Genomic DNA, 24,069 nt, shown 5'->3' with positions numbered 1-24,069 from the left:
GCCGCCGCGATGGCCGGGCGCGGGTTCAGCCGCGGCCGGCCACGCGCGTCGGTTTCTCCTCATTCGCCGAACCGCGCGCAGTGTGGGAAGAATCGTTCGAGGTCGCCCATTTCGGCCGGAACCTGCCCTTGCGAGGTGCATTGATTCCGGTGCGGGATTCGGGCCGGTCGCGGTGCGGTTTCCCCCCTCCCGTCCAAAGCAGCGCGTCGGCCCGGTCCCGTCCCAACTAGCTATGGGGGACAGAGGAGCATCGACATGGCAAATAGATATCTCGCACCTTGGCGCGGCGGTTCGCTGGCGAGCGACGCCACCACGCCTGGCATTCTCGGCGGCTCGCTGTTCGACCTGCACCGGCAGATGAACCGTCTGTTCGACGACTTGTTCGATCAACGCAGCGACACGGGTTCCCTCACCCGGACTGCGATCAGCGCGCCGGCGATGGACGTCCACCAGGACGACGACAAGATCGAGATCACCGCCGAACTGCCCGGCGTCAAGGAAGAGGACATCGACCTGACCGTCGAGGACGGCGTGCTGACGTTGCGCGGCGAGAAGAAGAGCGCGCACACCGACAAGGAGCGCGGCTATTCCGAGCGCAGCTATGGCACCTTCGAGCGGCGCCTGACGCTGCCGTCGAGCGTCGACGAGGATGCCTGCTCGGCCGATTTCCGCGACGGCGTGCTGACGATCACGCTGCCGAAGAGCGCCGAGAAGGCGCGCGGCCGGCGGATTCCGCTGCGCGGCGCGAGCAGTTCGCAGGGCCAGACCGTCGAGGCGCAGAACGACCGCGAGCAGCCTCCGCAGCAGCAGGCCGCCTCGGAATCCGAGGACCGCGGAGGGCAGCCGGCCTGAGCGGCGAGCGCGCCTGCGGGGCAGAGCGGCGTCTGCCGGCGGGCCGAGCGGGCTGAGATGCCACGGCTCTTCGTCGCCATCCGCCCGCCGCCGGCAGTGCGCGAGGCGCTGCTCGGCGCGATGGGCGGGATCGACGGCGCCCGTTGGCAGGACGACGAACAACTCCACCTGACGCTGGCGTTCGTCGGTGAGGTAGGCTCGGCCCAGGCACGCGACCTAACCGGGGCACTCGAGGAGGCCGACAGTCCTGCATTCGCGCTCGAAGCGGCGGGCGTCGGCCATTTCGAGCGCAAGGGCCTGCCCACCGCCGTGTGGGCCCGTGTGCCGCTGACCGAGCCGCTGGCCCGGCTCCAGCGCCGGGTCGAGCGCGCCTGCCGCCGCGTGGGCCTCGAGCCGGAGAAGCGCGGCTACCGGCCCCACATCACGCTCGCCCGGTTGCCGCGGTCGGCGGGGCCGATCGGTGACTGGCTGGCACAGCACGGGACGCTGCGCGCGGGGCCGTGGGAGGTCGAGGGCTTCACTCTCTACGAAAGCGTGTTGCGCCCGGATGGCGCGCACTATTCCGCGCTGGTCGATTACGAATTCTGACGCACGAACCGTGGCTTACGGTCGCCGGAGCGGGGACCCGTCGAGCTGGCCGTTCGTTGACGCGGTGAACCGGATCGGAGGCGACTGGCAACAGGAGCGCGACCATTCCGGCACCCCCTCCCCTTCCCAGCCTGAACCGCCATCCCGAGCACCCGCACGGCCGGCGCCGTCGCGGCAAGCTCCAGTCTCTCGTCCGGCGGATGCGCGAACGTCACCAGGCGAAGCAGGAGCGGCGCGGCCGCCCAGGCGCGCGAGCGCGGCGGCGCAAGGCGGCGCTGGCGCTATCGGTGGGGATGATGGGGCTCGGTACTGCCGCGATGCCGGCGCCCATCCCGGCGCCGCCGCTATTCAAGAAAGTCGAACGGCGCAGACCGGCAGCCCTGCTCCAGGCGAGCGACGACTTGCTCGAGGCGATGATCCAGGAGGAAGGCGCGCGGCGCACCGTCTACATCGACGTCGCCGGCTACCCGACTGTCGGCGTGGGCCACCTCGTCACCGCCGCCGACCATCTCGAGATCGGCGATCGCGTCAGCCGCGACCAGGTGATCGACTTCCTCGAACGCGACATCGCCGAAGCACAACACGTGGTCCGGCGCCTGGCCGGCGACCTGCCGCTGGCCCAGAACGAATTCGACGCGCTGGTCGATCTCGTCTTCAACGTCGGGGAAGGCAACTTGTCGGCAGAGCGCAGTCCCGGCCTCAACGCGGCGATCACCGCGCGCGATTACGACGCGATCGCCGCCGAGCTCGATTACCGCCACGCCGCGGGACAAGTGGCGCGGGGCCTGGTCTATCGCAGCGTGCGGCGCGAAAACATCTTCCTCAACGCGAGCTACGCCGATCCGCGCGAGCTGCCCGCACCAGCGGCGCTGGCCGCCTGATCGTCCGCCACCAGGGCCCGGGCGCCCGGCTCTCCCAGCCAGCGCGCGGGCACCCCCCACACGCGTTCGATCAGCATGGGGTCGAGCGCGGTTTCGGGCGGGCCATCGGCGGCCACGCGGCCCTGTTCCAGCACGAGCACCCGGCTTGCGTGGTTCATCGCGAGCGCCAGATCGTGAAGCACCAAGACGACGCCGGCCCCGGCCTCCGCCGCCTGGCGCAAGTGCCCGATCAGGGCGAGCTGGTGGCCGAGATCGAGCGCCGCAAGAGGTTCGTCGGCGAGAATCCAGTGCGGGTCGCCGGCCAGGACCCGCGCCAGCAGCACGCGGGCTTTTTCCCCTCCTGACAAAGTGCTGACCGGCCTAGTTGAGAGTATTTCGAGGTCGAGCGCCGCCAGCGCGGCGTCGATCTGCGCCTCGCCGCCATCGCCGTGCGGCAAACGGCCGAGCGCGACGAGATTGCGGACCGACAAGTCCCACGCGACCTCGCCCGATTGCGGCAGGTAGCCGATCGCCTGCGCCCGCTGGCGAGCGGGAATTCGGCCCAGTGCGGTGTCGTCGAGCCTGACGTCGCCGCTCCCGGGCGCCAGCAGCCCGGCCAGGCATTGGAGCAGGCTCGACTTGCCCGCCCCATTGGGGCCGCAGATCGCGGTGATCTCGCCGGGCCGCAACGCCGCACTGACGCCATCGAGGCGACCGGCCAGCATGAGGTCCCGGGCTTCGAGCATCACACCGCCTCCCGCCGCATCTTGAGGAGCAGGTGAAGGAAAAACGGCGCCCCGATCAGGCTCAGCGCAATGCCAAGCCTGAGCTCGGTGACCAGCGGGAGAATCCGGCACAGGCAGTCGGCCACCAGCACCAGCAGCGCGCCCGCAAGCGCGCTCGGCACGATCAGCGCGCTCGGTCGCCTGTCGGTCAGCGGGCGCACGAGGTGGGGAACCATCAGACCGACGAAACCGATCACGCCGGCGACCGCCACGCCGCTGCCGACGGTCAATCCTACTCCCACGACCAGGAGCGCCTGCAACCGCCCGGGCGAGATGCCTAGCGACCGTGCCGCCGCTTCGCCCAGCGTGAGCGCATCGAGCCCGCGGCCGGCGAGGCGCAGCAGGACGATCCCGGCCAGCGTCAGCGGCGCCGCCAGCCACACGTCGGGCCAGCCGCGGTCGGTCAGCGCGCCCATCAGCCATACGACGATCTCACTGGTCGCGAAGGCGTTGGGCGCGAGGCTGATGGCGAGGCTGGTCAGCGCGCCGGCGAGACTGGCGATCATCATCCCGGCGAGCGTAAACAGCGCGATTCCGCCCGCGCGCCCGGCGATCAGCGCCAGCAGCAGCATCGCCCCGCCCGCTCCGGCGAGCGCGAACAGCGGCAGCAACCAGGCGCTCGCGGCATAGCCGAGCAGCAGGCTGACCACCGCACCGAGCGCCGCCCCGGGGGCGATGCCGAACAGCCCGGGATCGGCGAGCGGGTTGCGCAAGTACCCCTGCATCGCCGCCCCCGCCGCGCCGAGCCCGCCGCCGATCGTCACCGCCAGGAGTGCGCGCGGCAGCCGCAACTCGCCGAGGATCACCGCAGCGTTCGGCGTCGTCCAGGGATCGAGCCACACGCGCCCGGCGAGCAGCGACAGCGGTATCGCGACGGCGAGCGAGATGAGCAGGAGGGGGATGGGTCGGGTCACGATAGCGTATCCCTGAGCGCCGCCAGCCTTGCCGCCAGCCGCAGGATCGTCGGTCCGCCGCAATACAGCAGGTTCGGCTCGAGCGAGGCATAACGCACCCCGCGCAAACGGCGCAGCGCCCTGTGGCGCTGCATGCGTTCGTCACCGGCGGCGATCACCAGGCGCGGCGGGTCGGCGAGCACTTGCTCGAGCGGCAGGTAGGCTCCCTGCCGCAGCCCGCGCGCGGCCGACTGGCTGATGAAGCCGCTGTTGCCGAGCAGGTCGGCGACGAGCGTTCGAGACCCGGGAACCAGGCCGCCCTCCTGCCATACCAGCGCCGTCACCGGTGGTCCCGAGCGGTGCGCGGCGGTGGCCGCTCTCTCGATGCGCCGGGCCAGGGCCTCGCCTCGCGCCGGTTCGCCGGTGAGCGTGGCCAATTGCCGCACTTGCGCCGCGCTTTCGGCGACGGTGGTCGCGATCCCGACCGTCTCGACACGCACGCCGAGGCGGCCGAACGCCTGCGCGGCGGCTGGATCGAGAAACCCGCCGGTGACAACAATGTCGGGCTTGAGCGCCAGCACTTCCTCCACCGTCCCGCCGGTAGCGCGGAAGCGCCGCGCCTCGGCCAGCGGCATCGAGCTGCCGCGCGGGTCGTGGCTGTAATGCGAGATCGCCAGAAGCTGCCCCGGCGCGGTGACCTCGGCGAGGATCGCGTCGGTGCAGGGATTGAGGCTGACGATTGTTGGGTGGCCGCCGCGAGCGCGCGGAGCGGCCGCCGGCACACACGCCGCCAATGCCAGTACCGCTAAGGCGAGCGGCTGCCTCACACCCTCATCCTCGCCCCAAGGAAGGCGCCGCGCGGTGCCGAGGCGTAGCCGGCGGCGGTCTGGTAGCGTTCGTTCGCCGCGTTCTCGATCCGGCCGAATATCTCGACCCGCTCGCTCACCGGCCAGCGCGCGGTGAGGTCGAGCACGGCGTAAGATCCCAACGGAACCGTGTTCGCGGCGTCATCGAAGCTCTTCGAGACCAGGCGCAAGTCGGCACCGAGCGAGGGGCCGCGTTGGACGACCTGCCATTCGCCACCGAGCGACAGCGTGTGGCGGGGACGGCGAGCCAGCGCATTGCCGCGGTTCGGCGAGCCCGGCGTGCGGTTCTCGGTATCGACCAGGCTGTAGGCGAGCCGGACTGACAGGCCCGGCGACAGCTCGGCCCCCGCCTCGATCTCGACGCCTTGTGCACGCACGCGCCCGACGTTGTCGTAAGTCCCGAACGGGCGGTTGGCGCAAATCCCGCTCGCCGTGCCGAAACACGAGACGAAGTCGATCAGGTTGTCGCTGTCGCGGCGGAAAGCGGTCGCCGAAGCATAAGGCAGCGCGTTGCGCTGGCGCCAGGCGAGCGCGAGGTCGACGCTGGTGCTGCGTTCGGGGCGCAGCGCGGTGTTGCCGTAATCGGAGAGGAGCTGGAACAGCGTCGGCGCCTTGAACCCCTCGCCGGCCGAGGCGCGCAGGCGCAGGTCGGGCGTAAGGGCATAGCTGACGTCGGCACCGAAGCTGGTCGCGCCGCCGAAACGAGCGTGGTCGTCGCGCCGCGCGCCGGCATGCGCCGAGAGCTTGCCGGTTTCGATGCCGATCTGGGCATAGACCCCCTCGGCATGCGTGCGCTCGGCGGCATCGAACAGCGTTTCGAGCCGGGTGCGCTTGTAATCGCCGCCGAAATTGAACCGGAGAGCCTCGGTCGGGCGCCATTCGCCGGTGACGTCGACGCGCCCGCCATGGCCTTCGCTGGTGAATGTCGGTGCTGTGCCCAGCGTCGGGTCGAAGGTACGGCGGACGGTGCCGGCAACCGAGTAGGCGGCCGTCAGGTGCAGAGCCGAAGCGTCATACGTCGCGCCCGCGGCGCCCGACCATTGGCGCGTGCGCTGCGTTTCGTCGGTGTCGGCGAGCACGAAATCGGGCGCCGGGAAGCCGTCGAGGTCGAGCCGCCCTTTGGCGTAACGGCCGCGAACGAAAGCGGAGAGCGCAGACGTCACGGCCACGCGGCTCTGGGCGCTGACATCCCATTCTTCGAAGCCGTCGGGCTCGCTGCCGCCCGCCGCGCTTGAGAAGCCGTCGCTGAGGTACCAGCTCGCCGCGCCGGCGAGCGATGCGCGGTCGCCGCCCACACCACCCGACACCGTCCCGAAGGCGGTATCACGCGCGCCGTACTCGCCGCTCGCCTGGATCCCTTGCTCGCTGCGAGTGCTGATCGCGAGCACGCCGCCGATGGCGTCAGAACCCCAGATCGTGCTGTTCGAACTGCGCAGCAGGTCGATCTTGCCGATGTTTCCGGCCAGCAGGTTGCCGAAATCGAACCCCCCGCCGGGCGCCGAGGGATCGGCAACGCGCACGCCGTCTATCAGCACCAGCAGCTGCTCGGCTTCGGCCCCACGCACCCGCACGCCGGTGAAGCTGCCGGGCGCGCCGTTGCGGCTGAAGGTCACTCCCGGTGCGCGAGCGAGCACGCGAGTCAGGTCGGCCCCCTGGACTGCGTCGATCTCGTCGCGGCCGATCAGCGTCACCGGCTGCCCCGTGTCTTCGACATCGATCGGCGCGCCGGTGGCGGTAATGGTGATCTCCTCCCGGTCCTGCGCAACGGCGGGAGTGGAAGTAGCGAACGATAAGCCGAAAATCAGATATTTGGACACTATACCTCCCACCAGTTGCGAACACGTCGCTCGTGGCGGGAAAGCCCCGTGTGAGGCCGTCCTACGCTTGCTTCCGGTACACCCCGCCCGGCGCGGAACGACGTCACGGGCAGGTTTCCTGACTCGCCGGATCGCCGCCGTTGCGCCTGCCTTCCCGGTTGCCCAGTGGCTTTGACGGCGCAAAGCTCCCCGGCCACAGTTGCGGGGGCAGTTCGGGATTTCGACCCGATTCCCTCGGCGAGTTTGCACCCGCCGGCCCGGCCACCCGGGCGATCCGTGACACCCGCCGGCCTATAGGCGGGCCCCGCGCCGGGCGCAATCGCGCGCCGCGTTAACCTCTCGCATGGCCGCGTCCCGCCGCGGGACGCCCTCGCCTCCGCGAGTGCGCCGCTCGGCTCGCCAAGTTACGGGCCGGGCTCGCCTTTTCGCGAGGAACTCGACCATTTCCGGCAGCTTTCCCACCTTCGACGAGCCCAGCCCACTGGATTTCCGCACGCGGCTGACCCGCGCGGGGCGCGCCCGAGCGGTCCTGTCGAAGCAGCGCCGGAGTTTGCGCCGGCGATGGACGACGCTCATCGCCGCCATACTCATCCCGGCGATCGCCAGCGCGGCCGAATGGCCCACCGCACCCGCACCCAGCGCGCCGACAATCGACCCGGCCGCGCTCGAAACCGCCGCCTATGAGCGGTTCGCTTACGGATCGCTGATCCATTCCGATGCCGATGACACCCCATTCGCCGAAGATGACGCCGCCAGTCTCGCCGCGCGGCCGTTCCTTGCCGCCGGCAATTATCTCGACCGCGCCCGCGCCGAGCAGTGCCTGGCGATGGCGATCTACTACGAAGCCGCGACAGAGCCGGACGACGGTCAGCGCGCGGTGGCGCAAGTCGTACTCAACAGGGTCGCCCACCCGGCTTACCCGAACACCGTCTGCGGCGTGGTCTTCCAGGGCTCCGAGCGGAGCACCGGCTGCCAGTTCACTTTCGCCTGCGACGGCTCGCTGGCACGCCGCCCGGCGGCCTTCTGGTGGGACCGCGCTCGCCGCGTGGCCCGCGAGGCGCTTTCCGGTGCCGTCTACGCGCCGGTCGGGCTGGCAACCAATTACCACACGCTGCAAGTCCATCCGGCATGGTCCGACAGCCTGATGACCGTGGCGACCATCGGCGCGCACCGCTTCTTCCGCTTGCCCGGCATCGCGGGCGAGCGCGCCGCCTTCCGCGCCGCCTATCTCGGCGGCGAACCGGCCGCAGCGCCCCATCCGCGTGCGTTGACTCCGGCGATGGATAGCGATGCCGATCCGGTCGCGCTGGCCCGAGCTTTCGCGGCGACGGTTCCGCTGAGGGCCGTGGCGGCGCCTCGCGCGCCGATCTCCGCGGCCGAAGTCGGAGAGGCGCCGTTCCGCGCGGACAATCTCCCCGCAGGCGGCAACCTCTCTCCGGAGTTGGAGCGCAGCGGGCGCTGGTTGCAGCAGCCATGAACAGGGTTAACCGCGGGCCGCATTCGGTAAACCATTCTGCCGAACACTCGCTTAGCCGCGCCGCGCTAGAGGGAAGTCAGCGGGCCCTGCGCCCTGTCGTTCCAACAGCACGGTCGCCCCAATGAGCATCCGCTTCGCCGCCCCGCCCCAGGCCCAGAACGTCAGACTGTCAGGTTCGCGGGCACGCGCGGCGATCGCGAAGGCGGTCAACGACAACGAAGCGTCGCACTCGGACGATGCCCTCTTGGGCGCCGCGCTGCGCCATTTCGCCGAGCACGGCATGGCGGCCGCTTCGCATGCCCGCCGCCGCGCCGAAGCCGCCTTCTTCGCCGGCGACCGCAACGCCTATCGCTGGTGGCTCGGCGTGTGCCGCACTCTCGACCGGCGCCTGGCGCGCGAACTCGCCGCGGGTACCAAGGACGCCGGCTGAGCGGAGCGTTCGGGCACCGTTATCCACGTGTCCACGTGATGGGGCGATTAACCATTGAGTGACCTTATCGGACTACTCCCGCACGGGCGAGGAGCGGACCGATCAAGCACCTGAATACCCTATTCAAGGATTACCTTGGCGGCGACAGCCGGGACCAGCTTGTCCGCCGCAAGCTGGTGGTTTCGCTCTACACCCAGCCGACGAGCCTCGCCAACGGCGCCCTCGCGGGCATCGCCACGGCCAGCACCGCCGCCCTGGTCACTCGCCAGCCTTCCCTCATCTGGTGCGCCGCTGCGGTGATCCTCGTGGCCGTTTCCCGCGTCGTCGTGGCCTTCTGGCTGGCGCGCGACCAAGGCGTCGCCCGGCGCGACGAGCACTTGCTCGAACTCGCCTTCGAGATCGGCGCGCTGACTTACGCCTTCCTAGTCGGGCTGACGGCCGGACTGACGCTTGCCGTCGGCGATGTCAGCCACTTGTCTTTGCTGACGACCAGCTATGCCCTGGTCTACGGCGTCGGCATCGCCGCACGCAACGCCGGCCGACCGACGATGGCCATCGGCCAGCTGCTGCTTTCGAGCCTGCCGATCCTCGCGGTCTCGCTCGCGCTGGGAGGACCGGGGCTTTATGTACTCGCGGGGATCGTGGTGTTCATGATCTTCGGGATGATATCGATCACCTTCAACGTGTTCCACGTCCTGCGCGAGCAGATCATCGCCGCCGACACCAGCGCCAAGATGGCCGATCAGATGCGCGACCAGGCACGCACCGACGTGGTCACCGGCCTGCTCAACCGCGCCGGACTGAACCACGAACTGGTAGAACAGCTGATGCGCCTGCCGGCGGGCTGCAAGCTGGCGCTGTTCTGGCTCGACCTAGACCGCTTCAAGGAAGTCAACGACACGCTCGGCCACGCCATCGGTGACGGCGTGCTCGCGGAGGTCGCCCATCGCCTCGCCGACATAGCCCCCGACAGCGCGACGATCGCGCGTTTTGGCGGCGACGAGTTCATCGCCGCCTGCGTCGTCCAGGATCGCGGTGAGTGCGAACAGCTGGCCAGCGCGATCATCGGCGACTTGTCGCGCCCGTTCCGCATCGACGGCAATCGCATCGGCTGCGGCGCCTCGATGGGCGTGGCGCTGCTGCCCGACGACGGGCCCGACATCGAAACGGTCATGCAGAGCGCCGACCTGGCGCTCTATCACGCCAAGGTCGGCGGCCGGAACCAGCTCAGGTTCTTCGACCCGGCGATGACCCGCGACCTCGTGCGCAAGAAGGAAATCGAGACCGAGCTGCGCGCCGCGATCCGCAAGGATGAACTGTCGATTTTCTTCCAGCCCATCGTCGACCTCAAGACCGGCAAGATCCGAACTTTCGAGGCGCTGGTGCGCTGGTTCCATCCCGAGAAGGGCGAGTTGCGGCCCGACGAGTTCATCCCCGTCGCCGAGGAAACCGGCGTCATCATCACGCTCGGCAACTGGATCACCGCGCAGGCCGCCAAGGCCGCGGCGCAGTGGCCCGATGACGTCACGGTGGCAGTCAACCTCTCGCCGATCCAGATCCGCGCGCCGGGCGCCGCGCTCGGCATCCTCAACGCCATCCGCGATGCCGGTCTGCCACCGCACCGCCTCGAGCTCGAAGTGACAGAGAGCCTGTTCATCGAGGACAGCGAGCATACCGCCCGGTTCATGGAGGAGCTGGCCGGTCACGGCGTCCGCTTCGCACTCGACGACTTCGGCACGGGTTATTCATCGCTTGGCTACATCAACCAGTTCCCGTTCAAGAAGATCAAGGTCGATCGCAGCTTCGTCTCCGGCCCCAACATCGGCAAGAAGAGCGATGCGATCATCCGCGCCGTGGCCGAGATGGGCTCCACTCTCGAGATGGAGATCGTCGCCGAAGGCCTCGAGACGATCGAGCAGGTCGAAGCGGTGCGCAACGCCGGCTGCACGCTCGGCCAGGGCTACTACTTCAGCCGCGCGGTGCCGGACTTTCTCGCGGCCATGCTCCTTGCGCAGGAACGCGACGGACGCGAGACCACGGCCCGCCTGGTCGGCTGACCCGCGCAGACCTAGCGAAGCACCGCTCCGTGCTCCCTTAATTGCTATTGCGAACTGATTGCAAAGATAGTTGCTCAGGCGGCGATTTTGCCGGTTGCCTTGCCTGAATCACGGGCCTAGGGCGGCCCGGCATTCGGGCACGGCCTCCTTCCGCGTGGGCGCGGCGGCGGTGCCTCCGGACCGGCAGCGCCCGCGCAGCGTGAAGGAATATCGCTCTCCCATGGCTCGCAGGAAGATCGCGCTCGTCGGCGCCGGCATGATCGGCGGCACTCTCGCCCACCTCGCCGCGAAGAAGGAACTGGGCGACATCGTCCTGTTCGACATCATGGAGGGCATTCCGCAAGGCAAGGCGCTTGACCTTTCCCAGTGCGGTCCGATCGAGGGCTTCGATGCCAAGATCACCGGCACCAATGACTATGCCGACATCGCCGGGGCGGACGTGGTCATCGTCACCGCTGGCATCCCCCGCAAGCCGGGCATGAGCCGCGACGACCTGCTCGGCATCAACCTCGGGGTGATGAAAGCGGTCGGCGAAGGCATCAGGAAGAACTGCCCCGGCGCCTTCGTGATCTGCATCACCAACCCGCTCGACGCGATGGTCTGGGCGCTGCGCGAATTCTCCGGCCTTCCCCACAACATGGTCGTCGGCATGGCCGGCGTGCTCGACTCCGCGCGCTTCGCCACCTTCCTAGCCTGGGAATTCGGCGTCTCGGTGCGCGACGTGAATGCCTTTGTGCTCGGCGGCCACGGCGACACGATGGTCCCGGTGACCAGCTACACCACCGTTTCGGGCATCCCGGTCGATGACCTGGTCAAGATGGGCAAGTCGAGCAAGGAAGCGATCGACGCCATCGTCCAGCGCACCCGTGGCGGCGGCGGCGAGATTGTCGGCCTGCTCAAGACCGGCAGCGCCTACTACGCCCCCGCCACCAGCGCGATCGCCATGGCCGAAGCCTACCTCGGCGACCAGAAGCGCATCCTCCCCGTCGCCGCGCACCTGACCGGGCAATACGGCGTCAACGACCTCTACGTCGGTGTTCCGGCAGTAATCGGCGCCGGCGGCGTCGAGGAAGTGGTCGAAATCGCCCTCGACGATGAGGCGAAGGCGAACTTCGACAAGTCGGTCGACGCGGTGAAGGAACTGCTGGTCGCCTGCAAGGGCATCGACGAAAGCCTGGCCAAGTGAGCATCCTCGTCGACAAGAACACCAAGGTCATCACCCAGGGGATGACCGGCGATACCGGCACCTTCCATACGCAGCAGGCGCTCGACTACGGCACGCAGATGGTCGCTGGCGTGACGCCGGGCAAAGGCGGGCAGACGCATATCGGCCTACCGGTGTTCGACACCGTCGCCGAGGCGAAGCACGCGACCGGGGCGACCGCCAGCGTGATCTACGTCCCGCCACCGTTCGCGGCGGATTCGATCCTCGAGGCGATCGATGCGGAGATCGAGCTGATCGTCGCCATCACCGAGGGCATCCCGGTGCTCGACATGGTACGGGTCAAGCGTGCGCTGTCGGGCAGCAAGTCGCGGCTGATCGGGCCGAACTGCCCGGGCGTGCTGACGCCCGGCGAGTGCAAGATCGGCATCATGCCCGGCAACATCTTCCAGAAGGGCAGCGTCGGCGTAGTCAGCCGCTCGGGCACGCTTACCTACGAGGCGGTCCACCAGACCACCCAGGCCGGCCTCGGCCAGACTACCGCGGTCGGCATCGGCGGCGACCCGGTCAACGGGACCAACTTCATCGACGTGCTCGAGCTGTTCCTCAAGGACGACGCCACCCAGTCGATGATCATGATCGGCGAGATCGGCGGCAGCGCCGAGGAAGAAGCCGCGCAGTTCATCAAGGACGAGGCCAGGCGCGGCTGGTTCAAGCCGATGGTCGGCTTCATCGCCGGGCGCACCGCGCCTCCGGGCCGCCGCATGGGCCACGCCGGGGCGATCGTCTCGGGCGGACAGGGAGGCGCCGACGACAAGATCGCCGCCATGGAAGACGCCGGCATCCGCGTCAGCCCGTCGCCCAGCGAGCTCGGCACGACGCTCGCCGGGCTGCTCAAGGAACTGGCATGACCGCCGATCGCTTGATGGGATACTCTCATGGGTGACCAGGCACAGTCTTTCCTCCCCGAGCTGACCGGCCAGGACGGCCCGCAGCCCGGCCCGAGCTGGCAGAACGCCCGCTGGCCAATCCTCGGCGGCGAGGCCGAGGACGATTTCACGCAGGCGCTCGACCCGACGGCGATGAAGCTCGCCGTCCAGGCGGCTGCGGCCAAGGCCGGCAAGGTGCTCGAGCCCGGCGCGGTCGAGCAGGCGGCGGGGGATTCGATCCGCGCGATGATGCTCGTACGCACTTATCGCGTGCGCGGGCATCTGGCCGCCGATCTGGACCCGCTGCACCTGACCAAGCGCGAGCTTCCGGCCGACCTGACCCCTGAGTATCACGGTTTCTCCGGCGCTGCGCTCGATCGCCCGGTCTATCTCGGCGGCACGCTGGGGCTGCAATGGGCGAGCATCAACGAGCTCGTCGCCATCCTGCGCAAGAATTACTGCGGTCACGTCGGCCTCGAGTACATGCACATCTCCGACGTCGAGGAACGCCGCTTTCTGCAGGAGCGGATCGAGGGTCCCGACGCGGTCATCGCCTTCACCAACGAGGGCAAGAAGGCGATCCTTTCGGCGGTGATCCGCGGCGAGGAATACGAGAAGTTCCTCGGCAAGAAGTACGTCGGCACCAAGCGTTTCGGACTCGACGGCGGCGAGGCGATGATCCCGGCGCTCGAGGCCGTGATCAAGTACGGCGGCGCGATGGGCGTGCGCGAGATCGTCTACGGCATGGCCCACCGCGGCCGGCTCAACGTGCTCGCCAACGTGATGGCCAAGCCGTACCGGGTGATCTTCCACGAATTCTCCGGCGGCAGCGCCAACCCCGAAGACGTCGGCGGTTCGGGCGACGTGAAATACCACCTCGGCACCAGCACCGATCGCGAGTTCGACGGCATCAAGGTCCACATGAGCCTTGTTCCCAACCCTTCCCACCTCGAAGCGGTCGACCCCGTGGTGCTCGGCAAGGTCCGCGCGACGCAGGCCATCCGCGAGGATCTCGCCGCGCACACCGAGGTGCTGCCGGTGCTGATCCACGGCGACGCCGCCTTCGCCGGCCAGGGTATCGTCTGGGAGTGTTTCGGCTTTTCCGGCGTTCCCGGCTACAATACGGGCGGGTGTCTGCATTTCGTCATCAACAACCAGATCGGCTTCACGACGAGCCCGCAGTTCGCGCGTTCCTCGCCTTACCCGTCGGACGTCGCCAAGGGCGTCCAGGCGCCGATCGTCCATGTCAATGGCGACGACCCCGAGGCGGTGACCTTCGCCTGCAAGCTGGCGATCGAGTTCCGCCAGAAGTTCAAGCGCGACATCGTCATCGACATGTGGTGCTACCGACGCTTCGGCCACAACGAAGGCGACGAGCCGAGCTTCACCCAGCCGCTGATGTACCAGGCGATCCGTCAGCACGCGCGGGTGAGCGAGATCTACGCCGGGCGCCTGAACGAAGAAGGCGTGATCGATGCGCAGGCGGCCGAGCACATGCGCTACGAGTTCAACGCCCTCCTCGAGCAGGAGTTCGCCGGCGGCCAGAGCTACAAGCCCAATGAGGCCGACTGGTTCGGCGGCCGCTGGAGCGGGCTGCACAAGCCGGCCGACCCCGAAACCGCGCGGCGCAACGTGGCCACGGCGATCGACCGCAAGCTGTTCGACAGCCTCGGCCGCACGCTGACGACGATCCCCGAGGGCCTCAACATTCACAAAACGCTCGCCCGGGTGATCGAGGCCAAGCGGCAGATGTTCGAGACCGGCGAGGGCTTCGACTGGGCGACGGCAGAAGCGCTCGGCTTCGGCAGCCTCGTCACCGAAGGTTTCGGAGTGCGCCTCTCGGGCCAGGATTCGGCCCGCGGCACCTTCAGCCAGCGCCACGCGGCGTGGATCGACCAGGTCGACGAGCACAAATATATTCCCTTGTGCGAACTGCCGCACGGCAAGTTCGAGGTCTACGACAGCCCGCTCTCGGAATACGGGGTGCTCGGCTTCGAGTACGGCTTCGCCGGCGCCGATCCCAAGACGCTGGTGTGCTGGGAGGCCCAGTTCGGCGACTTCGCCAATGGCGCGCAGATTATCATCGACCAGTTCGTCGCCGCCGGCGAGGTCAAGTGGCTCCGCGCCAACGGGCTCGTCCTGCTGCTGCCGCACGGGTTCGAAGGCCAGGGACCGGAGCACTCAAGCGCCAGGCTGGAACGTTTTCTGCAGTTGTGCGCCAACGACAACATCCAGGTGTGCAATATCACCAGCCCGGCGAACTACTTCCACTGTCTGCGCCGGCAGATGCTGCGCCCGTTCCGCAAGCCGCTCGTCATCATGACCCCCAAGAGCCTGCTGCGGCACCCGATGGCGAAATCGACCTCGGCCGAATTCATCGAGGAAAGCCACTTCAAGCGCATCCTCTCCGACCGGATGGACATCGCCGACGCCAAGGTCCGCCGGCTGGTGCTGTGCTCGGGCAAGGTCGCCTACGACCTGATGGAAGCGCGCGCCGAGGCCAACCTGGAAGGCGTCTCGATCGTCCGCCTCGAGCAGCTCTACCCGTTCCCCGGCGAACCGCTGGCCGTACGCCTCAAGCGGATGACCGGCCTTGAATCCGTTGTCTGGTGCCAGGAAGAGCCGAAGAACAACGGCGCGTGGTTCTTCGTCGAAACCCGTATTGAGGATGCGCTTAGCGAAGCCGGCCACAAAGGCATGCGCCCGTGCTATGCCGGCCGCGATGTCGCCGCTTCGCCGGCCACGGGTCTCGCCAGCAAGCATGCGGAACAACACCAGGCGCTCGTCGCGCTGGCGCTCGGTCTCGGCGACAAGGACGCGGCGCGGCGCACGCTCAAGACAGCAAAGAAGGGCTGACGAATGGCCACCCAAGTCAAAGTCCCCACGCTCGGCGAATCGGTTACCGAGGCGACAATCGGCGAATGGCTCAAGCAGCCCGGCGATCCGGTGAAGGTCGACGAGCCGATCGCCAGCCTCGAGACCGACAAGGTCGCGGTCGAGGTACCCTCGCCGGTGGCCGGAGTGATGGGCGCGCAAGCGGTCAAGGTGGGCGACACGGTGGAGGTCGGGGCGGTGATCGCGACGATCGAGGACGGCGTCGCCGCGGGCGAAAGCACCGAGATCAAGTCGCGCGAGGAGGCGCCCCCTCCCAGCGTCGCCGAGGCCCCGAAGGAGGAATCTCACGAGGACCAGGCCGCCACCCTGTCGCCATCGGTGCGCCGCGCGGTGATCGAGCACGGTATCGACCCGACGCAGATCAAGGGCAGTGGCAAGGACGGTCGCCTGACCAAGGAAGACGTGCTCGCCGCGGCCGCGGCGAAGAAGGCAGCCCCAGCGCCGTCGATCTCGGCCCCGGCCCCTTCGCCCGCCGCCGCCCCGGCAGCGACGAGCGAGCGCAACACCGAACGGGTCAAGATGACCCGCCTGCGCCAGACAATCGCTCGGCGCCTGAAGGCCGCGCAGAACGATGCCGCGCTGCTGACCACCTTCAACGACGTCGACATGACCGCGGTGATCGAGGCGCGCGAGGCCTACAAGGACCTGTTCGCCAAGAAGCACGGCATCAAGCTGGGCTTCATGAGCTTCTTCGCCAAGGCCAGCTGCCTGGCGCTGAAGGACGTTCCCTCGGTCAACGCCTACATCGAGGGCGACGAGATCCTCTACCACGATTTCGTCGACATCTCGGTCGCGGTCAGCGCGCCGAACGGGCTCGTCGTCCCGGTGGTGCGCGATGCCGACAAGAAGAGCTTCGCGCAGATCGAGCTCGATATCGCCGACTTCGGCGCCCGCGCCAAGGACGGCATGCTGACGATGGACGACATGAAGGGCGGCACCTTCACCATCTCCAACGGCGGCGTCTTCGGCAGCCTGATGAGCACCCCGATCATCAACCCGCCGCAAAGCGCCGTGCTCGGCCTCCACCGCATCGAGGACCGTCCCGTCGCCCGCAACGGCCAGGTGGTAATCCGCCCGATGATGTACATCGCGCTGAGCTACGACCACCGCATCATCGACGGCCGCGAGGCGGTCACCGCGCTCAAGATCGTCAAGGAAGCGATCGAGGATCCGATGCGGATGCTGATCGATCTGTGAGGACGTAATGGCTGACAACTACGACTACGACGTCCTGATCATCGGTTCCGGACCCGGCGGCTACGTCGCGGCGATCCGCGCGGCGCAACTCGGCCTGAAGACCGCTTGCGCCGAGAGCCGCGAGACGCTGGGCGGAACTTGCCTCAACGTCGGCTGCATCCCGTCGAAGGCAATGCTGCACGCCTCCGAATACTTCGATGCGGCGGCGAACGGCTCGATGGCCAAGCTGGGCGTCGAGGTCACGCCCAGGCTCAACTTGCCGGCGATGCACGCCCAGCGGCTCGACGCGGTCAAGCAGCTGACCGGCGGGATCGCGTTCCTGTTCAAGAAGAACAAGGTCGACTGGAAGAAGGGGTTCGCCACTTTCCAGGACGCGCACACGGTGAAGGTGGGGGACGAGACCGTGACGGCGAAGACCGTGGTCATCGCCACCGGCTCCTCGGTCACCCCCCTGCCCGGTGTCGAAGTCGATAACGCCAAGGGCGTGGTGGTCGATTCCACCGGCGCGCTCGAACTGGCCAGCGTGCCCAAGAAGATGGTCGTCATCGGCGGCGGCGTGATCGGGCTCGAACTCGGCTCGGTGTGGCGGCGGCTCGGCGCGGAAGTGATCTGCGTCGAATTCCTCGACCAGATCCTCCCGGGCATGGACGGCGACGTGCGCAAGGAAGCCAACAAGATCTTCAAGAAGCAGGGGATCGAGCTCCGCCTCTCGACCAAAGTCACCGGGGTGACGGTGAAGGGCAAGAAAGCGACTCTGACGCTCGAGCCGGCTGCCGGCGGCGCCTCCGAGACGCTCGAAGCCGACTGCGTGCTCGTCTCCATCGGCCGCCGGCCCAACACTGAGGGGCTCGGGCTAGACAAGATCGGCCTCGAAACCAACAAGCGCGGCCAGATCGAAGTCGACGGCGAATTCCGCACCAGCGTCGAGGGCGTGCGCGCGATCGGCGACGTGATCCCCGGCCCGATGCTCGCCCACAAGGCCGAGGATGAAGGCCTCGCGGTAGCCGAATGGATTGCCGGGCAAACCGGCATCGTCAATCACGCGGTGATACCCAGCGTCGTCTACACCATGCCCGAGATCGCCGGCGTCGGCCTGACCGAAGAGCAGGCGAATGAAACCGGCGCGAAGATCAAGATCGGCAAGTTCCCGATGCTCGCCAATAGCCGCGCCAAGACCAACCACGAGCCCGACGGCTTCGTGAAAGTCATCGCCGAGGCCGAAACCGACCGCGTGCTCGGCGTGTGGATCATCGCCACCGTCGCCGGGACGATGATCGCCGAAGCCGCGCTGGCGATGGAGTTCGGCGCCACCAGCGAGGACATTGCCTACACCTGCCACGCCCACCCGACGCATAGCGAAGCGCTCAAGGAGGCGGCGATGGGGGTTCAGGGCAAGCCGATTCATATTTGATGACCCTGCGCCCCTTCCACCTCGCCTTCCCCGTGCGCGACATCGCCGAGGCGCGGGCGTTCTGGGGCGGGATCGTCGGCTGCCCGGAAGGCCGCAGCGCGGCGGACTGGGTCGATTTCGACTTCTACGGCCACCAGATCGTCGCCCATCTCGCGCCAGAGCGACCGGACGAAGCCTCAAATCCGGTCGACGGGCACGATGTGCCGGTGCCGCATTTCGGCGTGATCCTGGAAATGGCCGACTGGCAGGCGCTCGCCGATCGGCTCACGACGGCAGGTATCGAATTCGTGATCGAGCCGCACGTCCGCTTCGCTGGCCAGGCCGGCGAACAGGCGACGATGTTCTTTCGCGATCCCAGCGGCAACGCGATCGAGATGAAGGCCTTCGCCGATCTCGGGCAGCTTTTCGCCAGGGATTGAGCTAGGGGGCAGCTATGGGCCTCCAGCGCATGATGCGACGGTTCGCGAAGTGGCATATCTGGCTCGGCTGGGTGGTCGGACTGCCATTCCTGATGTGGTGTGTAACCGGACTGGTCATGGTCGCCCGGCCTATCGAGGACGTTCGCGGCGAATCGTTGCAGGCCACGCCGGCGACGATCCCCGCAGGCAGCTATTCGCTCCCGCCGATGGACGAACCCATCGTTCGCGCCGAACTCGCTCAGCAGCCGATCGGGCCTGTCTGGATCGTCACGACGACCAGCGGGGGCCGCTACCGCTACGACGCGCGCGGAGGCTGGATCGTGTCGCCCGTCGATCGATCCGACGCGCGTGTGCTGGCCCGAGCGGCCTATCGCGGCAAGGGTAGGCTGCAGGCGCTCGCGTACTTCCCGGGAGATTCCGCGCCCTCCGACCTTCGCCGCCCGGTCGCTTCATGGCAGGCTCACTTCTCCGACGGGACGAATCTGTACTTCGCCGCTTCCACGGGAGAAGTGCTGGCGCTCCGCACGAGCTGGTGGCGCGCCTACGATCTCATGTGGAGCCTGCACATCATGAACCTGCGGAACCGCGACAACCCGCATCACCCGCTGATTATCGCGTTTGCGGTTCTCGGCATTCTCGGCGCTCTGCTCGGGTGCACCTTGCTGTTTCGGCGGCGCAAGGCGCGGCCTCGCGCGTGATCGCCCCCACCCTGCCTCCTTTGCTCGACCTCGCCGGGATCGCGGTGTTCGCGCTCAGCGGCGCACTGCTCGCCACTCGGCTCAAGCAGACCATCGTGACCGTGGCGTTCTTCGCGCTCGTCACCGGAGTCGGCGGAGGCTCAGTGCGAGACCTCTTGATCGGCGCGCCGGTGTTCTGGGTGCACGACCCGTGGGTGGCCCCGGTCATCCTGCTGACCGCGCTGATCGCCTGGTTTACCCCGAACCGCTGGTGGGAAGGGAAAGTGCTCGACTGGGCCGATGCGCTCGGGCTGGCCGCATACGCGGTGCTCGGCACGGCCAAGGCGCTGTCGTACGATGTCGAACCGGTGCCGGCGATCCTGATGGGGGTGATCACCGGCTGCGTCGGCGGGGTAATCCGTGACGTGCTCGCCGGGCTGCCTTCGATCCTGATGCGGCCGGAGCTCTATGTCACCGCCGCGGCGCTCGGCGCCACGCTGTGCGCGCTCGGCAGCCTGTTGCCGGTGCCGCAGGGGACGGTGTGGGCCCTCGCCGCGCTGGCCGCGTTCGCGCTGCGCGGGGCGGCACTGATCTGGAGGATCGAGCTGCCGCCCTATTCACGTGAGACCTAGGTCTCGTCGCCGAAATCGGGCGCCTCGGACGTCGAATAGCGCTCGTCGTCCTGTGGTTGCGGCTGGGCGTCGTCGTCGCGCCACTCGGGGCGATTGTCGACGCCAGGCTCGTCGTCCTGCGCCTGGGGCGCTCGATCGGCGTAAGCGTCGTCGCGCGGACCGGCGACATTCACGCCCTGCACTTTCCCGTCGTTGCCGATGCGGCAGCTGAATCCGGCGCCGTTCTCGAGCGCGCCCGAAACCTCCCAGCCGTCACGGTCGCGGGTGACGTTATCGACGCTGTCGACCCGGTTCGGCCCGCGTTCGACGGCATCGGCGCAGATGTCCGCCGCGCGATCGAGCCCTTCATTGCGGTCCGCACCGTCATAAGCGTAGCCTTGGCGATCTTCGGGAACCGGCGGCGGGACCGACTGACGCTCCTCGCGGTCGCGGTTGCTGGCGGCGCTGGCGATCGCGGCGATGCCGCCGATGATCAGCGCGCCGGCGAGAATATCGCCGCCGTCGACCCGGTCACGGTGCCAGCGCTGCCAGTGATGGTGATAACCCCGTGCCATCGCGGGCGTGGCGGCCAAAGAAAAAGCCGCAGCGAGCGCACTCGCGGCGGCGAAACGGTTCAAGCGAGCCATGGCAGGCGTCCTCGTGATCCCGGCGCGGCGAACAGCCGCATCCTCCCGGCGGACAAGGCTAGGCGGCCCAGGCTTGCAACAGCCTGAACCGCCCTGTTCGACCCTCGAGGCCCCTAGCGGAGCCCGCGGATGCCGTTGAAGTCGAGGTCAACCACGCGGCCGTAACGCACGTCACAGGTGAAGCTGCCGGCGTCGTAACCGTTGTAGCGGCTGTTCCAGCCACGGTAGTCGTTGCCCCAGCCGCGGCGCCAGTCGCCGTTGCGACTGTTTACCGCGATGCGGCCTTTCACCTTGTAACCGTCGCGCCTGGCGTCGACGTCGCGGATGTCGGTGACCTTGGCGCGGCCGCCGTACGAATAGCGGTTCGCGCTGCGCTCGGCGGCATAGACGCACTGTTCGATAGCGCTACGCGGGTCGCCGGCACGGTTGTAGCCGTTGTACCCATTGTAACGGTTGTATCCATTGTAGCGGTTGTAGCGGTTGTAGCCGTTACGACTGGAGGCCGAGGCGACGGCGGCGACACCGCCGAGGATCAGCGCTCCGGCGATCACCTCGCCGGTCGAGATGCCGTCGTGGCGGTCATGGCGATCGTAGCGGCTCTGCGCCATCGCCGGGGTTGCAGAAGCCAGAGCCATCGCGCCAGCCGCGACGGTTCCGACCAGGGCTTTGCTAATGGTCTTCATGGTCCAAACCTTTCGTGTCCCAGGGCGGATTCTGCCCCATGACCGAGGTTATGCCTGAGTCGCGGTGAGGTGACGCTGAACTCGCTCGACAGCGATTGTTCATGCAAACGACCTTGAATCTGAACAGAGAGGCCCGTTTCGCTCCAAATGGAAAGGGCGGCCGCATCTCTGCGACCGCCCATTCATTTGCCTCAGTTGAGGTCAGGCGGCTTCGAATTCGTCCTCGTTCATCGCCGGGCCGCTGTCCTGGCCCTTGGCTTCGACGTCGCGGTCGACCAGTTCGATGATCGCGATCGGGGCGGCGTCGCTGATGCGGATGCCGGCCTTGATGATGCGGGTGTAGCCGCCCTCGCGGCCGGCGTAACGCTCGGCCAGGACCTCGAACAGCTTCTTCTCCTGCGCCTCGTCCATCAGCCGGGCGTGGGCCAGGCGGCGGTTCGAGAGGCCGCCACGCTTGGCCAGCGTGATCAGCTTTTCGACATAGGGGCGCAGTTCCTTCGCCTTGGGCGTAGTGGTCTGGATCTGTTCGTGCTTGATGAGAGCCGCGGCCATGTTGCGCAGCAGGGCCGCGCGGTGGCCGGACTTGCGCTGCAGCTTGCGGCCGCCGTGTCCGTGACGCATTTTCGATACTCCGTTCGTAAGGGGGCCGTACGAGGTACCCCGGTCCCGGCGGCAGTTAAGGGTCGCCGCCCATCACCCTAATGGCGTCAGCCGAGAAGCTCTTGTTCCAGCTTCTTGGCCATTTCCTCGATGTTCTCCGGCGGCCAGCCGGGGATGTCCATGCCGAGGCGCAGGCCCATGCTCGAGAGCACTTCCTTGATCTCGTTGAGCGACTTGCGGCCGAAGTTCGGCGTGCGCAGCATCTCGGCTTCGGTCTTCTGGACCAGGTCACCGATGTAGATGATGTTGTCGTTCTTGAGGCAGTTGGCGCTGCGCACCGACAGCTCGAGCTCGTCGACCTTCTTGAGCAGGTAGCGGTTGAGCTGGTTGGCGTCCGATTCCTCGGTCTTGACGGCCATGCCGATCATCGGGCTCGAGGGCTGCGGAATGCCGTCCTCGAAGTGGACGAACAGGCTCAGCTGGTCCTGCAGGATGCGTGCGGCGTAAGCCACCGCGTCTTCCGGCGTGACCGTGCCGTCGGTTTCGACCGTCAGGCTCAGCTTGTCGTAATCGAGTTCCTGCCCGACGCGGGCGTTGTCGACCTTGTAGCTGACCTGGCGCACCGGCGAGTAGAGGCTGTCGACCGGGATCAGCCCGATCGGCGCGTCGACCGGACGGTTCGACACGGCCGGAACGTAGCCTTTGCCGCTGTCGGCGGTCAGTTCCATGTTGAGCGTCGCGCCGTCGTCGAGATGGCAAATCACGAGGTCCTTGTTGAGCACCTCGATGTCGCCCGACACGGCGATGTCGCCGGCCTTGACCTCGCCCGGGCCGGTCGCCGAAAGCTGCAGGCGCTTGGGGCCTTCGCCTTCCATGCGCAGCGCGATCTGCTTCACGTTGAGGACGATGTCGGTGACATCCTCCCGCACGCCGGCGAGGCTGGAGAACTCATGCAGCACATTCTCGATCTTGATCGAGGTGATGGCCGCACCCTGCAGGCTCGAGAGCAGCACGCGGCGCAGCGCGTTGCCGAGAGTCAGCCCGTAACCGCGCTCGAGCGGTTCGGCGACGAAGGTCGACTTGCGACGCTTGTCGCCGCCTTCCTTGACCTCGAGGCTGTTGGGTTTCTTGAGTTCCTGCCAGTTCTTGGTGTTGACGGACATGGACTTCCCCTAAAGGTGTTTCACTGGCGGCATCGGCCGCGGAGCGCTGGGAGCGCCGCGGCCGATGCGAATTGCGTTGCGGTGCGAGACCGCGACAGATCGATCAGACGCGGCGGCGCTTGGACGGTCGTACCCCGTTGTGCGGGATCGGCGTCACATCGCGGATAGATGTGATGGTGAACCCCACGGCTTGCAAGGCCCTGAGCGCGGATTCTCTGCCCGAGCCGGGGCCCTTGATCTCGACTTCGAGGGTGCGGACGCCGTGCTCGGCGGCTTTCTTGCCGGCATCGTCGGCGGCGACCTGGGCGGCGTAGGGCGTGCTTTTGCGGCTGCCCTTGAAGCCCATCATGCCGGCCGAGGACCAGCTGATCGCGTTGCCTTGCGCGTCGGTGATGGTGATCATCGTGTTGTTGAAGCTGGCGTTCACGTGCGCGACGCCGCTGGAGATGTTCTTGCGCTCGCGACGGCGAATGCGCTGGGGTTCACGTGCCATGTCTCGTCGGCTCCCTTACTTCTTCTTGCCGGCGATCGGCTTGGCCTTGCCCTTGCGGGTGCGCGCATTGGTGTGCGTGCGCTGGCCGCGGACCGGAAGGCCCTTGCGATGACGCAGCCCGCGGTAGCAGGCGAGGTCCATCAGCCGCTTAATGTTCATCGCGGTATCGCGCCGCAGGTCGCCTTCGACCTGGTAACCTGCGTCGATCGTTTCGCGGATTTGCAGGACTTCGGCGTCGGTCAGGTCCTGCACCCGGCGCGAAGGGTCAATGCCGAGCTTCTCGGCGATCTTCTTCGCGGTGGTCGGGCCGATTCCGTGAATGTAGGTCAGCGCGACGATCACGCGCTTGTTGGTGGGGATGTTCACCCCGGCAATACGAGCCACTTAATTCTCCATGCTCCACAGGGACTTGGGCCAGCGGCCGGACGTCCCTATCTCATCGCGTCATTCTAGGTTCGGGCCGCCGAACGGCAAAAAGTCCGGTTGGGGCGCGCACAAAGGCTGCCGTCTCCCGGACTGGTCCCGAATTCCCGAATGACGGCCGCTTAGGGCGATTC

General features: G+C 67.8%; 24 protein-coding genes and 1 riboswitch. Of the genes, 14 read left to right on the top strand and 10 right to left on the bottom strand.

Annotation, left to right across the window (positions count from 1 at the left end; translation table 11 throughout):
- Positions 1-255: 255 nt before the first annotated feature.
- The 3 genes from G7B69_RS01200 to G7B69_RS01190 all read left to right on the top strand — a co-directional run bounded on the left by G7B69_RS01200 (position 256) and on the right by G7B69_RS01190 (position 2,321).
- Entirely contained in the window at positions 256-852 is a 597-nt protein-coding gene (locus G7B69_RS01200) for an Hsp20/alpha crystallin family protein (RefSeq protein ID WP_166175216.1), read from the top strand.
- A 57-nt stretch (positions 853-909) separates the two neighbouring features.
- A complete protein-coding gene (gene thpR, locus G7B69_RS01195; protein WP_166175214.1) occupies positions 910-1,440 on the top strand; it encodes an RNA 2',3'-cyclic phosphodiesterase in 531 nt (176 codons plus the stop codon).
- 200 nt (positions 1,441-1,640) lie between these two features.
- Entirely contained in the window at positions 1,641-2,321 is a 681-nt protein-coding gene (locus tag G7B69_RS01190) for a lysozyme (RefSeq protein WP_243414973.1), read from the top strand.
- Here G7B69_RS01190 and G7B69_RS01185 read toward each other — a convergent pair.
- The 4 genes from G7B69_RS01185 to G7B69_RS01170 are packed head-to-tail and all read right to left on the bottom strand — an operon-like array spanning position 2,273 to position 6,661.
- Positions 2,273-3,046, bottom strand: coding sequence for an ABC transporter ATP-binding protein (locus tag G7B69_RS01185; RefSeq protein WP_166175212.1), 774 nt, complete (start codon positions 3,044-3,046; stop codon positions 2,273-2,275). The two genes, G7B69_RS01190 and G7B69_RS01185, sit on opposite strands and share 49 nt — an antisense overlap.
- Positions 3,046-3,999, bottom strand: coding sequence for a FecCD family ABC transporter permease (locus tag G7B69_RS01180; RefSeq protein WP_207785917.1), 954 nt, complete (start codon positions 3,997-3,999; stop codon positions 3,046-3,048). The genes G7B69_RS01185 and G7B69_RS01180 overlap by 1 nt, the downstream gene beginning before the upstream one ends.
- On the bottom strand, positions 3,996-4,805 hold the full coding sequence (locus G7B69_RS01175; RefSeq protein ID WP_243414972.1) for an ABC transporter substrate-binding protein: 810 nt from the start codon (positions 4,803-4,805) through the stop codon (positions 3,996-3,998). The genes G7B69_RS01180 and G7B69_RS01175 overlap by 4 nt, the downstream gene beginning before the upstream one ends.
- Positions 4,802-6,661: a TonB-dependent receptor plug domain-containing protein gene (locus tag G7B69_RS01170; protein ID WP_243414971.1), complete on the bottom strand. Its 1,860-nt coding sequence runs from the start codon at positions 6,659-6,661 to the stop codon at positions 4,802-4,804. The genes G7B69_RS01175 and G7B69_RS01170 overlap by 4 nt, the downstream gene beginning before the upstream one ends.
- Before the next feature lie 91 nt (positions 6,662-6,752).
- Positions 6,753-6,945, bottom strand: a riboswitch (cobalamin riboswitch).
- A 266-nt stretch (positions 6,946-7,211) separates the two neighbouring features.
- On the opposite strand from G7B69_RS01170, the gene G7B69_RS16670 reads away from it, so the two are divergent.
- The 11 genes from G7B69_RS16670 to G7B69_RS01115 all read left to right on the top strand — a co-directional run bounded on the left by G7B69_RS16670 (position 7,212) and on the right by G7B69_RS01115 (position 19,947).
- Entirely contained in the window at positions 7,212-8,138 is a 927-nt protein-coding gene (locus G7B69_RS16670) for a cell wall hydrolase (protein WP_243414970.1), read from the top strand.
- 121 nt (positions 8,139-8,259) lie between these two features.
- Positions 8,260-8,568, top strand: a complete 309-nt coding sequence (locus tag G7B69_RS01160; RefSeq protein ID WP_166175210.1) for a hypothetical protein — start codon at positions 8,260-8,262, stop codon at positions 8,566-8,568.
- A 176-nt stretch (positions 8,569-8,744) separates the two neighbouring features.
- Positions 8,745-10,625 carry a putative bifunctional diguanylate cyclase/phosphodiesterase gene (locus tag G7B69_RS01155; RefSeq protein ID WP_243414969.1) on the top strand — a complete coding sequence of 627 codons (1,881 nt, stop codon included), beginning with the start codon at positions 8,745-8,747 and terminating at the stop codon, positions 10,623-10,625.
- 220 nt (positions 10,626-10,845) lie between these two features.
- Positions 10,846-11,811 (top strand): malate dehydrogenase, encoded by a 966-nt coding sequence (gene mdh, locus G7B69_RS01150; protein WP_166175208.1) that lies wholly within the window; start codon positions 10,846-10,848, stop codon positions 11,809-11,811.
- Positions 11,808-12,698 carry a succinate--CoA ligase subunit alpha gene (gene sucD / locus G7B69_RS01145; protein WP_166175206.1) on the top strand — a complete coding sequence of 297 codons (891 nt, stop codon included), beginning with the start codon at positions 11,808-11,810 and terminating at the stop codon, positions 12,696-12,698. Before mdh ends, sucD begins: the two co-directional genes overlap by 4 nt.
- A 27-nt stretch (positions 12,699-12,725) precedes the next feature.
- Positions 12,726-15,572: a 2-oxoglutarate dehydrogenase E1 component gene (locus G7B69_RS01140; RefSeq protein ID WP_166175204.1), complete on the top strand. Its 2,847-nt coding sequence runs from the start codon at positions 12,726-12,728 to the stop codon at positions 15,570-15,572.
- 3 nt (positions 15,573-15,575) lie between these two features.
- Complete coding sequence (odhB, locus tag G7B69_RS01135) at positions 15,576-16,808, top strand: 2-oxoglutarate dehydrogenase complex dihydrolipoyllysine-residue succinyltransferase (protein WP_166175202.1); 1,233 nt, start codon at positions 15,576-15,578, stop codon at positions 16,806-16,808.
- Between the two features lie 7 nt (positions 16,809-16,815).
- Complete coding sequence (lpdA, locus tag G7B69_RS01130) at positions 16,816-18,219, top strand: dihydrolipoyl dehydrogenase (protein ID WP_166175200.1); 1,404 nt, start codon at positions 16,816-16,818, stop codon at positions 18,217-18,219.
- On the top strand, positions 18,219-18,638 hold the full coding sequence (locus tag G7B69_RS01125; RefSeq protein ID WP_166175198.1) for a VOC family protein: 420 nt from the start codon (positions 18,219-18,221) through the stop codon (positions 18,636-18,638). The genes lpdA and G7B69_RS01125 overlap by 1 nt, the downstream gene beginning before the upstream one ends.
- Positions 18,639-18,670: 32 nt before the next feature.
- On the top strand, positions 18,671-19,336 hold the full coding sequence (locus G7B69_RS01120; protein WP_166175196.1) for a PepSY domain-containing protein: 666 nt from the start codon (positions 18,671-18,673) through the stop codon (positions 19,334-19,336).
- Positions 19,333-19,947 (top strand): trimeric intracellular cation channel family protein, encoded by a 615-nt coding sequence (locus G7B69_RS01115; protein WP_243414968.1) that lies wholly within the window; start codon positions 19,333-19,335, stop codon positions 19,945-19,947. The genes G7B69_RS01120 and G7B69_RS01115 overlap by 4 nt, the downstream gene beginning before the upstream one ends.
- Here the strand turns inward: G7B69_RS01115 and G7B69_RS01110 are convergent.
- The 6 genes from G7B69_RS01110 to rpsM all read right to left on the bottom strand — a co-directional run bounded on the left by G7B69_RS01110 (position 19,944) and on the right by rpsM (position 23,896).
- Complete coding sequence (locus G7B69_RS01110; RefSeq protein ID WP_166175194.1) at positions 19,944-20,573, bottom strand: hypothetical protein; 630 nt, start codon at positions 20,571-20,573, stop codon at positions 19,944-19,946. The two genes, G7B69_RS01115 and G7B69_RS01110, sit on opposite strands and share 4 nt — an antisense overlap.
- A gap of 113 nt (positions 20,574-20,686) precedes the next feature.
- The gene (locus G7B69_RS01105) at positions 20,687-21,256 is read right to left on the bottom strand and encodes a hypothetical protein (protein WP_166175192.1); all 570 of its coding nucleotides are present in this window, start codon (positions 21,254-21,256) and stop codon (positions 20,687-20,689) included.
- Positions 21,257-21,457: 201 nt separating this feature from the next.
- On the bottom strand, positions 21,458-21,877 hold the full coding sequence (rplQ, locus tag G7B69_RS01100) for a 50S ribosomal protein L17 (RefSeq protein WP_166175190.1): 420 nt from the start codon (positions 21,875-21,877) through the stop codon (positions 21,458-21,460).
- An 86-nt stretch (positions 21,878-21,963) separates the two neighbouring features.
- Positions 21,964-23,019, bottom strand: a complete 1,056-nt coding sequence (locus G7B69_RS01095) for a DNA-directed RNA polymerase subunit alpha (protein WP_166175188.1) — start codon at positions 23,017-23,019, stop codon at positions 21,964-21,966.
- Positions 23,020-23,122: 103 nt separating this feature from the next.
- Entirely contained in the window at positions 23,123-23,512 is a 390-nt protein-coding gene (rpsK, locus tag G7B69_RS01090) for a 30S ribosomal protein S11 (protein ID WP_046902269.1), read from the bottom strand.
- Between the two features lie 15 nt (positions 23,513-23,527).
- Positions 23,528-23,896, bottom strand: coding sequence for a 30S ribosomal protein S13 (rpsM, locus tag G7B69_RS01085; protein WP_166175186.1), 369 nt, complete (start codon positions 23,894-23,896; stop codon positions 23,528-23,530).
- Positions 23,897-24,069: the final 173 nt, after the last annotated feature.

The sequence above is a fragment of the Croceibacterium segetis genome, from assembly GCF_011320115.1.
Classification (GTDB): Bacteria; Pseudomonadota; Alphaproteobacteria; order Sphingomonadales; family Sphingomonadaceae; genus Croceibacterium_B; species Croceibacterium_B segetis.
This window is presented reverse-complemented; position numbering and strand designations above follow the sequence as displayed.

What these genes read in the sequence shown, in the direction of transcription:
- G7B69_RS01200 (WP_166175216.1), top strand. Translation starts at nt 256, where the DNA reads ATGGCAAATAGATATCTCGCACCTTGGCGCGGCGGTTCGCTGGCGAGC.
- thpR (WP_166175214.1), top strand. Translation starts at nt 910, where the DNA reads ATGCCACGGCTCTTCGTCGCCATCCGCCCGCCGCCGGCAGTGCGCGAG.
- G7B69_RS01190 (WP_243414973.1), top strand. Translation starts at nt 1,641, where the DNA reads ATGCGCGAACGTCACCAGGCGAAGCAGGAGCGGCGCGGCCGCCCAGGC.
- G7B69_RS01185 (WP_166175212.1), bottom strand. Translation starts at nt 3,046, where the DNA reads ATGCTCGAAGCCCGGGACCTCATGCTGGCCGGTCGCCTCGATGGCGTC.
- G7B69_RS01160 (WP_166175210.1), top strand. Translation starts at nt 8,260, where the DNA reads ATGAGCATCCGCTTCGCCGCCCCGCCCCAGGCCCAGAACGTCAGACTG.
- mdh (WP_166175208.1), top strand. Translation starts at nt 10,846, where the DNA reads ATGGCTCGCAGGAAGATCGCGCTCGTCGGCGCCGGCATGATCGGCGGC.
- G7B69_RS01140 (WP_166175204.1), top strand. Translation starts at nt 12,726, where the DNA reads ATGGGTGACCAGGCACAGTCTTTCCTCCCCGAGCTGACCGGCCAGGAC.
- odhB (WP_166175202.1), top strand. Translation starts at nt 15,576, where the DNA reads ATGGCCACCCAAGTCAAAGTCCCCACGCTCGGCGAATCGGTTACCGAG.
- lpdA (WP_166175200.1), top strand. Translation starts at nt 16,816, where the DNA reads ATGGCTGACAACTACGACTACGACGTCCTGATCATCGGTTCCGGACCC.
- G7B69_RS01125 (WP_166175198.1), top strand. Translation starts at nt 18,219, where the DNA reads ATGACCCTGCGCCCCTTCCACCTCGCCTTCCCCGTGCGCGACATCGCC.
- G7B69_RS01120 (WP_166175196.1), top strand. Translation starts at nt 18,671, where the DNA reads ATGCGACGGTTCGCGAAGTGGCATATCTGGCTCGGCTGGGTGGTCGGA.
- G7B69_RS01110 (WP_166175194.1), bottom strand. Translation starts at nt 20,573, where the DNA reads ATGGCTCGCTTGAACCGTTTCGCCGCCGCGAGTGCGCTCGCTGCGGCT.
- G7B69_RS01105 (WP_166175192.1), bottom strand. Translation starts at nt 21,256, where the DNA reads ATGAAGACCATTAGCAAAGCCCTGGTCGGAACCGTCGCGGCTGGCGCG.
- rplQ (WP_166175190.1), bottom strand. Translation starts at nt 21,877, where the DNA reads ATGCGTCACGGACACGGCGGCCGCAAGCTGCAGCGCAAGTCCGGCCAC.
- G7B69_RS01095 (WP_166175188.1), bottom strand. Translation starts at nt 23,019, where the DNA reads ATGTCCGTCAACACCAAGAACTGGCAGGAACTCAAGAAACCCAACAGC.
- rpsK (WP_046902269.1), bottom strand. Translation starts at nt 23,512, where the DNA reads ATGGCACGTGAACCCCAGCGCATTCGCCGTCGCGAGCGCAAGAACATC.